11 protein-coding genes are annotated in these 12794 nt (G+C 66.8%); 1 reads left to right on the top strand and 10 read right to left on the bottom strand.

Annotation, left to right across the window (positions count from 1 at the left end):
* Positions 1-38 precede the first annotated feature (38 nt).
* Positions 39-836 carry a division plane positioning ATPase MipZ gene (locus Q0C42_RS03250; RefSeq protein ID WP_295071879.1) on the top strand — a complete coding sequence of 266 codons (798 nt, stop codon included), beginning with the start codon at positions 39-41 and terminating at the stop codon, positions 834-836.
* Here the strand turns inward: Q0C42_RS03250 and Q0C42_RS03245 are convergent.
* The 10 genes from Q0C42_RS03245 to xdhA form a co-directional block, all read right to left on the bottom strand.
* Positions 805-978 carry a hypothetical protein gene (locus Q0C42_RS03245; protein ID WP_295071876.1) on the bottom strand — a complete coding sequence of 58 codons (174 nt, stop codon included), beginning with the start codon at positions 976-978 and terminating at the stop codon, positions 805-807. The genes Q0C42_RS03250 and Q0C42_RS03245 overlap by 32 nt on opposite strands.
* Before the next feature lie 150 nt (positions 979-1128).
* Positions 1129-1914 (bottom strand): GH25 family lysozyme, encoded by a 786-nt coding sequence (locus tag Q0C42_RS03240; protein ID WP_295071873.1) that lies wholly within the window; start codon positions 1912-1914, stop codon positions 1129-1131.
* Positions 1915-2019: 105 nt separating this feature from the next.
* A complete protein-coding gene (locus Q0C42_RS03235) occupies positions 2020-3096 on the bottom strand; it encodes an FAD-binding oxidoreductase (protein WP_295071870.1) in 1077 nt (358 codons plus the stop codon).
* 100 nt (positions 3097-3196) lie between these two features.
* Positions 3197-4285 carry a BMP family ABC transporter substrate-binding protein gene (locus tag Q0C42_RS03230; protein ID WP_295071867.1) on the bottom strand — a complete coding sequence of 363 codons (1089 nt, stop codon included), beginning with the start codon at positions 4283-4285 and terminating at the stop codon, positions 3197-3199.
* A 52-nt stretch (positions 4286-4337) separates the two neighbouring features.
* Positions 4338-5270, bottom strand: a complete 933-nt coding sequence (locus tag Q0C42_RS03225; RefSeq protein WP_295071866.1) for an ABC transporter permease — start codon at positions 5268-5270, stop codon at positions 4338-4340.
* Between the two features lies 1 nt (position 5271).
* Complete coding sequence (locus Q0C42_RS03220; protein ID WP_295071864.1) at positions 5272-6351, bottom strand: ABC transporter permease; 1080 nt, start codon at positions 6349-6351, stop codon at positions 5272-5274.
* 77 nt (positions 6352-6428) lie between these two features.
* Positions 6429-7955, bottom strand: coding sequence for an ABC transporter ATP-binding protein (locus Q0C42_RS03215; RefSeq protein WP_295071861.1), 1527 nt, complete (start codon positions 7953-7955; stop codon positions 6429-6431).
* Positions 7952-8872 carry a xanthine dehydrogenase accessory protein XdhC gene (gene xdhC / locus Q0C42_RS03210; protein ID WP_295071858.1) on the bottom strand — a complete coding sequence of 307 codons (921 nt, stop codon included), beginning with the start codon at positions 8870-8872 and terminating at the stop codon, positions 7952-7954. The genes Q0C42_RS03215 and xdhC overlap by 4 nt, the downstream gene beginning before the upstream one ends.
* Positions 8865-11288 (bottom strand): xanthine dehydrogenase molybdopterin binding subunit, encoded by a 2424-nt coding sequence (xdhB, locus tag Q0C42_RS03205; RefSeq protein WP_295071855.1) that lies wholly within the window; start codon positions 11286-11288, stop codon positions 8865-8867. The genes xdhC and xdhB overlap by 8 nt, the downstream gene beginning before the upstream one ends.
* Positions 11285-12661, bottom strand: coding sequence for a xanthine dehydrogenase small subunit (gene xdhA / locus Q0C42_RS03200; protein ID WP_295071853.1), 1377 nt, complete (start codon positions 12659-12661; stop codon positions 11285-11287). Before xdhA ends, xdhB begins: the two co-directional genes overlap by 4 nt.
* Positions 12662-12794: the final 133 nt, after the last annotated feature.

Below are 12794 nucleotides of genomic sequence, written 5' to 3'. Positions count from 1 at the left end.
GCTAAGACGCCCGGGCAGTCTGGCAGTTGGAAGGTGGCATGGCGCGGATCATCGTCGTCGGGAACGAGAAGGGCGGCTCGGGCAAGTCCACCACCTGCATGCACGTCGCCACCGCGCTGGCCCGGATGGGCCACAAGGTCGGCGCGCTGGACCTCGACCTCAGGCAAAAAAGCTTCGGCCGCTACATCGAGAACCGCCGCGCCTATCTGGCGCAGTCCGGCCTTGATCTGCCGACGCCCGACTATCGCGACCTCCCCGAGGCCGATCCCGCCAGCGAAAACGCCCAGGACCAGCGCCTGACCCGCGCGATCGAGGCGATGGACGCAGAGATGGACTACATCGTCATCGATTGTCCCGGCAGCCACACGCGCCTGTCGCAGGTCGCCCATACCTTGGCCGACACGCTGATCACCCCCCTGAACGACAGCTTCGTCGACTTCGACCTTCTGGCGCGGCTTGACGGGTTGACCGGCAAGATCAAGGGTCCCTCGATCTATTCCGAAATGGTCTGGGGCGCGCGGCAGACCCGCGCCCAGGCAAAGCTGCAGCCGATCGACTGGATCGTGGTCCGCAACCGTCTTGGCGCGCAACAGATGCACAACAAGAAGAAGGTCGGTGCCGCACTGGAGGAGCTGTCGCGTCGTATCGGTTTCCGCGTGATCAGCGGATTCTCCGAACGGGTGATCTTCCGCGAGCTCTTTCCCCGCGGCCTGACCTTGCTGGACCTGAAGGACACCGGCGTCGATCAGCTAAGCCTGTCGAACGTCGCCGCCCGGCAGGAACTGCGGGACCTGGTGGCCGGTCTCAGACTTCCGGCTCTGCAGATCGGTTTTTGAACACCGGGCCACCAAGGCCGACGTGGTTCACGATCCGGGTCCGGTTGACCTTCTTCAGCCGCTTGTCGAACGTCGTTTCCTCTTCCGACTTCCGGACGCGGCCAAGGCCAATCTTCTTCAGCAGCTTGATCGTCTTTTTCATGGGGCATCCCCTTTCGGTCTTACCCTCTTTTCCTGCGTAAGCGGGGCAGGACTATGGCAGGTTAGGTCAATTGCTGAGTCGGGTTTGCGCTCATTTGGCGACAAACCGTGTCCGTTTCCGCCACACAATTTAAGCGTGTGCCAACGCAGCCTACAGCCCCCGTGCCCCCAACCAGTCCGCCCAGGCCCGCTTCGAGCCTGCGAAGACGTTGATGTCCACCCGCCCCGCGATCCCGGGCACCACCCCGGTCGAGGTGTACTGCCAGAAGGTCCAGGCGTTCCCGTCATAGACCCCGTGCGGATGGTCGGCCACGGACCGCAGCCAGAACTCCACCCCTCGCAGCCGCCACAGCTCGGTGTCGTCGAAGAAATCCACGGTGGTGTAGATCATCGGCCGCTGGCCGTAGTGCCGTTCCAGGATGTCCAGGAAGACCCGCGCCTCCGCCCGGATCGTGGCCCCGTCGCGGCGGATGGTGCAGGTCGGGCTGAATGGGGTCCATTCCATGTCCAGCACCGGGGGCAGGGCGCCTGGGCTGCGGGGGACGTGGCGGATGAACCAGCGCGCCTGCTCGGCCGCCGGGCGGCAGTGGTAGAAGAAGTGGTAGGCCCCCCGCTTCACGCCCGCCGCCCCGGCCCCGCGCCAGTGGCTGTCAAACAGCGGGTCTACCATGTCGCCGCCCTCGGTCGCCTTGATGAAGGCGAAGTTCACTCCGTTGCCCCGCGCCGTGGTCCAGTCCACCTGAGTCTGGAACCGCGACAGGTCGATCCCGTGCACCGGGTAGCGATCCGGAGACCGCCCCGGCCAGTCGGTCGGATCGCTGTCGGTGAAGTTCGAACTGGTGACCGAGACCTCCAGCCCATCGGAGGGCAGGTCTGGACGGGTGGCCCCGCACGCGGCAAGGGCAAGAAGGAAAAGGACGGCAATGCTGCGGATCATGGCCCAAAGCCTGCCGTGGCTGGCAGGGACTGTCACGCCGGAAATGGGGGTCGGACCGGGCCGCCCGGCCCGATGCGCAACCTTCCGCCCAAGCGGGCGGAGGCCCTATCCGAAGCGCGCTGGCGAAAGCTGCGCCACCAGCCCCGCATCCAGTTCCGGTGCCCGCCCGCCGATCAGGTCCGCCGCCAGCCGGCTTGCCGCCGCACTGGTCTGGAACCCGTAACCGCCCTGACCCGCCAGCCAGAAGAACGTCGGCTCCCGCGGATCGGGACCGATCACCAGCACCCGGTCCGGCGCGAAGGTCCGCAGCCCCGCCCAGTTGGAAATCAGCCGCGTGACCGGCTCGGTCACCATCTCTTCATAGCGCGCCAGCCCCTCGGCCAGGACCATGTCGTCCGCCCAGGCGTCATGCGGCTCCATCAGGTCTTCCTCGGCAGGCGACACGATCAGCGCCCCCGCGTCGGGCTTGGCGTACCAGTCCTCGCCCGGTCCGAACATCATCGGCCAGCGGCTCACGTCATGCCCGCCCGGCGCCGGGATCCGCGCCATCGACCGGCGGTACGGCGTGAACCCCAACGGCCGCACCCCCGCCAGCGAGGCCACCTGATCCACCCAAGCCCCCGCCGCATTGACGATCATCCGCGCCGTGAACTCGCCCGCCGACGAGGTGACCCGCCAACCCGCCCCGTCCTTCGCAATCCCGGTGACCCTCGCCTTCGTCACGATCCGCGCCCCGCGGCCCTTGGCGTCCCGTGCAAAGCCCTGGACCAGAAGGTCCGTATCCACGTCCTCGGCATGGGCGGCATAGCCCGCCATCGCCACCGTATCCGGGTTCAGGATCGGCACGATGCCCCGCGCCTCCTCGACGCTGATCCGGTCGAACTCCATCGCCACGAGGTCATGCTCGAAGGCCTCGGCCCCCTCCGCCTTGCCCACCAGCAGCAGCCCGCGCGGCGACAGAACCCCCGGCACCGACCGGAAATAGGCCTCGGACGCCATCGACAGACCCACCACGGCCGGAGCGCCATAACGCGGCTCGAACAGCGCCGCCGACCGGCCACTGGCATGATGCGCCAGCGCCTCCTCCGCCTCCAGCACGATGACCGAGCCCAGCTCCGACATCCGCGCCGCTGCCGAGACCCCGGCGATCCCGCCGCCAATAATCAGGAAATCCGCGTCCATTCCGACCCTCCCGCTGCGAAAAAGGGGCACAGGAAAACCCGTGCCCCTTCCTTCATGTCCAGATATCCGAAGACGCCGGGGGCCGGAACCCCCGCCCGGATCACTGCGGGATGTCGCCGGTGATGCCTTCGACGTAGAAGTTCATCCCCAGCAGGTCACCATCGGGAGCGGTCGCGCCCTCGGCCAGCCAAGGCGAGCCGTCCTGCTTGTTGATCGGCCCGGTGAACGGGTGGTAGGTCCCCGCCGCGATGGAATCGCGCAGCGCCTCGGCCTCGGCCTTCACTTCGGCCGGAACCGCCGCGGTGATCTCGCCGATCTCGACCTCGCCGCCCGCGATGCCTTCCCAGGCGTCGGCTTGCTCGTAGGTCCCGTCCAGAAGCGCACCGACGCGCTTCACATAGTAGGGCGCCCAGTTGTCGATGATCGACGACACCCGCGGCCCGTCCTTGTACTCGGCCATGTCCGAGGCCTGGCCAAAGCCGATCACCGCGCCATTGGTCTTCGCCGCCTCGGCCAGAGGAGCAGTGGAGTCGGTGTGCGACGCGATCACGTCCACGCCCTGATCGATCAGCGCCTTGGCAGCGTCAGCTTCCTTGGCCGGGTCGAACCAGGTGAAGGCCCAGACGACCGAAAGCTCGACGTTCGGGTTGGCCTTCTTGGCGTGCAGGTAATAGCTGTTGATCCCCATGACGACTTCGGGGATCGGGAACGACGCGATGTAGCCGATCTTGTTCGACTTGGTCATCTTGCCCGCGATGTGGCCCTGCACCGCGCGGCCCTCATAGAAGCGCGCGTTGTAGGTGCTGACGTTGGCGCTGTCGCGCTTGAAGCCCGTGGCATGTTCGAACTTCACGTCGGGGAACTTGGCCGCGACGGCGTTGGTCGGGTCCATGAAGCCGAAGGACGTCGTGAAGATGATGTTGCAGCCGCCCAAGGCCATCTGGGTCAGCACGCGCTCCGCATCCGCGCCTTCCGGCACGTTTTCCTGCCACTGGATCTCGACCTTGTCGCCGAACTTCTCCTGGACGGCCAGAGCGCCCTCGTGGTGCTGGAAGGTCCAGCCGCCGTCGCCGATCGGGCCGACGTAGACGAAGCAGGCCTTCACCTTGTCCATGCCCTGCGCAAATGCGCCGCCCGAAGCCAGCAGCAGCCCCATGGCAGCGGTGGCCAGCAGATTTCTGCGTTTCATTCTTGATACTCCCCGTAGTGGCGGCGCCATTGCGGCCCCGCAAGTTGATGCCTCAGCGCGAGGCGTGAAAGTTCTGGCCCAGCGAAGCCGGAGCCCCGTTGGCCTTGCCCTTGCGTCCCGCCGACATGATGACCAGCACAAGGATGGTTATCAAATAGGGCGCCATGGACAAGTACTCGACCGGGATGCCTGATCCCGCCACCTGCAGGTTCAACTGCAAGACAGTTATCCCGCCGAAAAGATAAGCTCCGATCAACACGCGCCACGGCTTCCAGCTGGCAAAGACCACGATGGCAAGCGCGATCCAGCCCGCCCCCGCCGTAATCCCGTCCACCCATTGCGGCACGCGCGCGAGGCTGACATAGGCCCCGCCCATCCCTGCCATCGCCCCGCCAAAGGCGATGCACATCAGCCGGATCCGGTTGACCTTGTACCCCAGCGCATGCGCCGCCTCATGGCTTTCGCCGACGGCCCGGATGATCAGCCCCACCCGGGTCGCCTTCAGCACCCACCACAACACAGCCGTCATCAGGATGCTGAAATAGACCACCCAGTCATGCCCGAAAAGGATCGGCCCCACCACCGGCAGGTCCGCCAGCGCATCCGGCAGCAGTTGCTCGGTCGGCGGCGGCTTGATCCCGTTGTAGCCCTGTCCGCCCAGGGAACTCACCCCCAGCCCGAACAGCGTCAGCGCCAAGCCCGTCGCCACCTGGTTCGCGAGAAACACCTGGGTCAGCGCCGCAAAGATCAGGCTCAGCAACGCGCCCGCCGCCGCCCCGCCGAAGAACCCGATGACCGGGCTCCCCGTCTCGACCGCCACGACGAACCCGCCCAAAGCGCCGATGATCATCATGCCCTCGACGCCCAGGTTCAGCACGCCCGAGCGCTCCACCACCGTCTCTCCCAGCGCCGCCAGCAGGATCGGCACCGCCGAAGCCATCAGGGTCGCGATCAGGATGACCGGATTGATACCGCCAATGTCCATCTCAGTGCGCCCCCACATGCAGTCGGAACCGATAATTCGTCAGCACATCCACCGCGAGCAGGAAGAACAGCAGCATCCCCTGGAACACCTGGATCGCCGCATCCGGCAGGCCGAGGTTGGTCGAGGCCATCTCGCCCCCCACATAGGTCAGCGCCATCAGGAACCCCGCCAGCACGATCCCCAGCGGATTGAGCCGCCCGAGGAACGCGACGATGATCGCCGTGAACCCGTACCCCGTGTTGAAGTCGATGCTGATCTGACCCGCCGGCCCCGTCACCTCGAACAGCCCCGCCAGCCCCGCCAGCGCTCCCGATATGCCCATGCACATCACCACCAACCGCGCCGGGTTGACCCCGTGGAACCGCGCTGCCCGCGGGGCCTGTCCTGCCAGCTTGATCTGGAACCCGGCCTGGTGCCGCGTCAGCAAAATATAGGCCAGGACCGCCGTCACCAGTGCGGCCACGCCGCCCCAATGCAGGCCCAAGGGCTCATACAGGAACGCGTTCTCCGCCGCCGGATAGCTGGAGAAGTTGCGGCTTCCCGGAAAGCCCATCCCTTCGGGGTTCTTCAGAAAACCCGTGGAGGCCTTGGCCAGGATGGTCTCGGCCACATAGACCAGCATCAGGCTGACAAGGATCTCGTTCGTGTTGAACCGCGTCTTCAGGATGGCCGGGATCATCGCCCAGGCCCAGCCACCGAATGCGCCGGCAACCACCATCACCGGAAAGATCCAGCGGCTTTCCGTCGGAAACACCGCCAGCCCCACCCCGGCGCCGACGATGGCCCCCATGATGTACTGACCCTCGGCCCCGATGTTCCAGATCCCCGCCCGGAACCCCAAGGCGAGGCCAATGGCGATCAGGATCAGCGGCCCCGCCTTCACCAGAAGCTGCCCGCGCAGGTAAAAGGCGAACTCGCCGAAGACCGGGTCCCAGAAGATCGTGCGGATCACCTCGAACGGGTTCTTGCCCATCGCGGCGAACAGGATACCCCCCGCTATCATCGTGAGGATCACCGCGACGGGCGGCGTCGCATATAGCCAGAACTTGCTGGGGGTGGGACGCTTTTCAAGCCTGAACATGCGACCGCCCTTTCATCTGTCCAAAAATATCCCGGGGGTGTGGGTGCTGGCCCCCACTGCAACGCCGCCGCAAAAGATCACGCGACATGATGCGCAACCTCCATGCCATGCGCCCCGCCCATCATCAGCCCGATCTCGTCCATCGTCAGCCCTTCGGTCGGCCGGGGCTTCGTCAGCCGCCCCTCGTTCAGGACCGCAAAGGTATCCGCCACTTCCAGCAGCTCATCCAGGTCCTGGCTGATCACCACCACCGCCGCTCCTTCGCCCGCCCGATCCAGGATGGACTGCCGGATCTGTGCCGCCGCCGCCGCATCCACGCCCCAGGTCGGCTGGTTGATCACGATGACACTCGCTCCCTGCATCAACTCGCGCCCCATCAGGAACTTCTGCAAGTTCCCGCCCGACAAGGCCCGCGCCGCCACATCCGGCCCCGGAGTCCGGACATCATAGGCCGCGATGATTTCCTCCGCGAACTTGCGCGTTCCGGCCCAGTCGACGAACCCGTTCTTCGTCAGCCCCTTGCGGACCCCCGCCGTCAGGAAAGCGTTCTCGACCAAGGACATGTCCGGCGCCGCGGAATGTCCATACCGATCCTCCGGTGCTGCCACCAACCCCGCGCGCCGACGCTCCACCGGCCCACGGTCGCCCACCGGCTGCCCGGCGATCCGCACCTTGTCCGCAGAAGCCCGCAGCTCCCCCGACAATGCGAGCAAAAGCTCATCTTGTCCGTTGCCGGCGACCCCCGCGATCCCCAGCACTTCACCCTTCGCCACGGTAAAGCTGACCCCTTTCAACGAGGTCCCGAACGGAATCGGCGACTCCACCGACAGGTCCGATACCCCCAGCGCCACCTCGCCCTTCGCCCCCAACCGCCGCTCGGGCGTCTTCAGCGCCTGCCCGACCATCAGCTCCGCCATCTCCCGCGCCGTCCTCTCGCGCGGGGTGCAGGTGGCCACCACCTTCCCCCGCCGCAGGATCGTCGCCTCGTCGCAAAGGCTTTTGATCTCTTCAAGCTTGTGGCTGATATACAGGATCGCCGTCCCTTCGCTGGACAATTGCCGCAGCGTCTTGAACAGGATCTCCACCTCCTGCGGTGTCAGAACAGATGTCGGCTCGTCCATGATCAACAGCTTCGGGTCCTGCAGCAGGCACCGGATGATCTCCACCCGCTGCCGTTCCCCCGCCGACAGATCCCCCACCATCCGCGACGGGTCCAACGGCAGCCCATACTCCTCCGACACCGCCCGGATCTTCGCCGCCAGCTCCCGCATCGGCGGCGGGTTCTCCATCCCCAGCGCGACGTTCTCCGCCACGTTCAGCGCCTCGAACAGGCTGAAGTGCTGGAACACCATCGCCACCCCCAGCCGCCGCGCCTCTGCCGGTTTCGACGGCTGATAGGCCTGCCCCCGCAGCGTCATCTGGCCAGAGTCGGGCCGCACCAGACCATAGATCATCTTGACCATGGTCGACTTCCCCGCCCCGTTCTCTCCCAGAAGCGCGTGAATCTCCCCCTCACCGATGGAAAAGGTGACGTCACTGTTCGCCACCACCCCGGGATAGGCCTTGGTGATCCCCTCCACTCGCAGCAATTCCGGTCGCGTCATGCCCGCATCTCCCTTGCCGCCGTCTTGGGCGCCCTCAACAGTTCCGCCACCACACCAATTGCAATCGCCTGCGGATGCTTGCCCAACCCCGGATCGCCAATCGGACACCTGATCCGCGCCACCGCCTCGCCGGAATGCCCCAGCGCCTTCAGCCGCGACCGGAACCGCCCCCACTTCGTCGCCGACCCGATCAGCCCCAACCCCATGAAGCCCCGGTTCAACAGCCGGTGACACAACTCCAGATCCAGGGCGTGGGAATAGGTCAGTACCAGATGCTCCGCTCCCAAAGGCGCATGATCCGCCACCAAAGCCGGATCACTGGCCGGAACCACCGTCACCCCCTCCGGCACCACAGCCGGAAACCGCTCAGGCCCAACATCCACCCAAGTCACCGCAATCCCCGGCAGCGGAGCCAGCACGGACACCAACGCCCGCCCTACATGCCCCGCACCCCAGACCCAGACCTGCCGTTCCACCTCCGCCACCGGCTCCACCAGCCAGCCAGCCGCCAGTGCCGTCGCAGGCCGCACCCCTTGCCCCCGCGCCGCCGCCAAGACCCGCTTCACCGCCAGCGGCATCTCCCCGGCACCCCGCACCACGACGCCCGCCACGACCTCCGGCACCGCCCCGAACACCTCGGTCCAAAGCACCACCGCCCCACCGCAGCACTGGCCCAGCGACGGCCCCAACGCCACCCGCTCCACCGCGCGTCCGCCACCAGCCAGCATCGCCCGCGCCTTCGCCGCCGCCTCGAACTCCAGCGCCCCGCCGCCAATCGTCCCCGACTGCCCGTCTGCAAAGACCAGCATCGACGCCCCAACCTCACGGGGGGAAGACCCCTCCACGCCCGCGATCACCACCCGCGCCACCCGCCCGTGCGTCGCCAAAGCCGCCGTCAGTGCCCCGAGGTCAAACACGGCCCTCGACCCTCCGCACCGCCATCAGCACCCGCTCCGCCGTGGCAGGAGCATCCAGCGCCGGATACACCGATCCATCCCCGCAAGCCGCCACCGCATCCGACAGCGCGTACAGCGCCGAAATCCCCAGCATGAACGGCGGCTCTCCCACCGCCTTCGACTTGCCCACCGCATCCTCGCGGTTGGGTTTGCCCCAGAGCGCGACGTTGAACACATCCGGCCGGTCCGAACAGGCCGGGATCTTGTAGGTACTCGGCGCATGTGTCGCCAACCGACCCTTCCCGTCCCAGACCAGTTCCTCCGTCGTCAGCCACCCGGCCCCCTGCACATAGGCGCCCTCGACCTGCCCGATGTCCAAAGCCGGGTTCAGCGAGGTCCCCGTGTCATGCAGCAGATCAGCCCGCAAAATCCGGTTCTCCCCGGTCAGCCGGTCGATCACCACCTCGGTCACCGCCGCCCCGTAAGCGAAGTAGAAGAACGGTCGCCCCGTCCCCTTCACCCGATCCCAGATGATCTTTGGCGTGGCGTAATACCCCGTCGAGGACAGCGATACCCGCGCCTGATAGGCCCAGGCCACCACGCGTGCCCAATCATAGACCTCGCCCGCCACACGCACCGTGCCATCCACGAACCGCACTGCGGAGGGCTCCACCTGATGCTTCTCGGCAATGAACTCCGCCAGGCGCCCCCGGATCGTCTCCGCCGCCGCCTTCGCCGCCATTCCGTTCAGGTCCGACCCCGAAGACGCCGCTGTGGCCGAGGTATTCGGCACCTTCCCCGTATCCGTCGCCGTGATCTTCACCATCGCCGTATCGACGCCAAAGACCGAGGCCGTCACCTGCGCCACCTTCTGGAACAGCCCCTGTCCCATCTCGGTCCCGCCGTGGTTCAACGCGATGGAGCCGTCCTGGTACACATGCACCAGCGCCCCCGCCTGGTTCAGCCAGGTCAGCGTGAACGAGATCCCGAACTTCACCGGCGTCAGCGCGATCCCGCGCTTCAAGACCGGCGAACCCGCGTTCCACCGGGCGATCTCCGCCTTCCGCGCCCGGTAGTCCGACGAACGCTCCAGCTCCGCCACCAGCTCATGCCCGATGAAATCCTCCACCGGCATATGGTACGGCGTCGTCTGCACCCGCCCGTCCGGCGGCAAGGCATGTGACCCCACCGGAGCCGCCGCCCCGCGCGAGGTCAGATCGACCTCCCCGCCCTTGGAACTCCCCTGGCCTTTCATCTTTGCCGAAATATCCCCGCCGGAGGCATCCGCCGCCTGCATCGCGCGATAGAAGTTGGACTTGCGCACCTCCAGCGGCTCGCGTCCCACGACAAACGCCACGTGGTCCATGACCCGCTCGATCCCGACCATCCCCTGCGGCCCGCCGAACCCGCGATAGGCCGTGGCGCTGCAGGTGTTGGTCTTCAGTCGGTGCGATTCAATCCGGACGTGGGCCAGGTGATAGCAGTTGTCCGAGTGCAGCATCGCCCGGTCGGCCACCGGCAGGCTCAAATCCTGCGACCATCCGCAGCGAAACAGATGCGTGAACTCCAAGCCCAGGATGCGCCCCTCGTCATCCACCCCCGCGCGGTACAGAATCCGCAGGTCATGCCGCTTCCCCGTGATGACCATGTCGTCATCCCGGTCATAGCGCATCCGGGTTGGCCGCCCCGTCAGCCGCGCCGCAACCGCACAGGCAATCGCCAGCGCGTTCCCCTGGCTCTCCTTCCCGCCGAACCCCCCGCCCATCCGGCGCACCTCGACCCGCACCGACGACATCGGCAGATGCAAGGCGTGCGCCACCTTGTGCTGCACCTCCGTCGGGTGCTGGGTCGAGGAGTGGACGACCATGTCGCCCCCCTCCTGCGGCAGGCAGGCCGCGACCTGCCCCTCCAGATAGAAATGCTCCTGCCCCCCGACCTCGAAGGACCCCTCGACGACCCGAGGCGCAGACGAGATCGCCCGCGACGCATCCCCCTTCGCCCAGACCACTGGCCCCTGCTCGAACCGGCTGTTCGCCGCCAAGGCGTCATCGACAGTCAAAAGCGCCGGAAGCTCCCGGTAGGAAACCTTCCCCAACCGTGCCGCCTTCCGCGCCGCAAGGTGACTGTCGGCAACGACCAGAAACACCGGCTGCCCGACGTAATGCACCGTTCCCACCGCCAGCAGCGGCTCGTCATGCGCGGAAGGGCTGCAATCCGGCATCTCCGGCAAATCCTCCGCCGACAGCACCGCCACCACGCCCGGAGCCGCCCGCACCGCAGACAGGTCCAGCCCGGTAATCTCGCCATGCGCGACCGTAGACAAGCCGAACGCCAGATGCAGCGCATTCGCCGGGAACGACAGATCATCGATGTACCGCGCCTGACCCGTCACATGCAGCGGCGCGGCGTCATGCGGCAGCGGTTTGCCCATGCTCATGCCGACACCTCCAGCACCGAGACCGGCACGCCGTTGAGATCCTGGAAATACCGCCGCAACAGGTTCTGCGCCGTCAGCATCCGGTAGCCCGCACTGGCGCGCATGTCCGACAACGGAGAGAAGTCACCCGCCATCGCCTCCGCCGCCGCTTCCACCAAAGCCTCGGTCCAAGCCTTCCCAACCAAAGCCGCCTCCGCCAACGCAGCCCGCTTCGGCACCCCTGCCATGCCCCCGAACGCGATCCGGGCCGAGGTCACCAAGCCCCCCTCAACCGTCACGTTGAAACACCCGCAGACCGCCGAGATGTCCTGATCGAACCGCTTGGAAATCTTGTAGCAGCGCAGGGCCGGGGCAAACTCCGGGAACGACACCCCCGCCACGAACTCCCCAGACCGCCGATCCTGCTTGCGATACTCCAGGAAGAAATCCTCCAGCGGCATCACCCGCATCTCGTCCCCGCGCCGCAGATGCAGCGTCGCCCCCAGCGCAATCAGCGCCGGTGGCCCATCCCCGATGGGCGAGCCGTTCGCGATGTTCCCCCCGATCGTCGCCGCGTTCCGCACCTGCACGCTGGCATACCGCCGCAAAAGCTCACCAAACGACGGCAACCGCTCCGCCACCGCGTCCCGCAGCGCGCTGATTGTCACGCAGGCGCCCACATGCAGCTGCCCGGCCTGCACTTCGATTCCCTTCAGGTCCTCGACGCCGCCAAGAAACGCCACCGGAGCCAACTCCCGCAGCTGCTTGGTCACCCAAAGCCCCACGTCCGTTGCACCCGCCACCAGCACCCCGTCGGGGTTCGCCAGATACCACTCCGCAAGCGCGTCCGAGTCCGCAGGCCGGAACACCCCCGCCTCCCCCGCCGCAAAGCCAGCCAAGGCCTCCCGGTCCGCAATCATCCACTCCGGCACGGCCTCACCCGCCGCCGCCTCCGCCGCCCGCACAATCGGCGCATACCCCGTGCACCGGCACAGGTTGCCCGCCAGTTGATCGTCGTGATCCCGCGCCCCGTTCAGATGCGCAACCGCCATGCTGACCACAAAACCGGGAGTGCAGAACCCGCACTGCGACCCGTGATGCGCCACCATCGCCGCCTGCACCGGATGCATCTCACCCTGCGGCCCCGACACACCCTCCACCGTCCGCACGGCCTTCCCGTGCAGCTGGGCCAAGAACAGGATGCAGGCGTTCAGCGCCTTGGACCCCGACGCATCCGTCACCATGACGGTGCAGGCCCCACAGTCGCCCTCGTTGCAGCCTTCCTTGGTCCCGGTCAGCCCGCGCACGTCGCGCAGCCAATCCAGGAGAGTCCGCGTCGGGGCTTCCCCCTCGATGCGGACCGGCGTTCCGTTCAACAGAAACGCAATGCTCATTCTCAAGCCCGCCGCGGTCTCCCCATTCAAGGCATTCTGCGTGGTCGCCCGATGCGGCGTAAAGCGACCCACGCGCCCTTTCTTGTGGTTATCATTTCATCAAGCGCGGCCTGCCGATTCAAGGCAAGAACAA

Origin of the sequence: Tabrizicola sp. (assembly GCF_022842145.1) — a bacterium.
Lineage (GTDB): Bacteria > Pseudomonadota > Alphaproteobacteria > Rhodobacterales > Rhodobacteraceae > Tabrizicola.
This window is presented reverse-complemented; position numbering and strand designations above follow the sequence as displayed.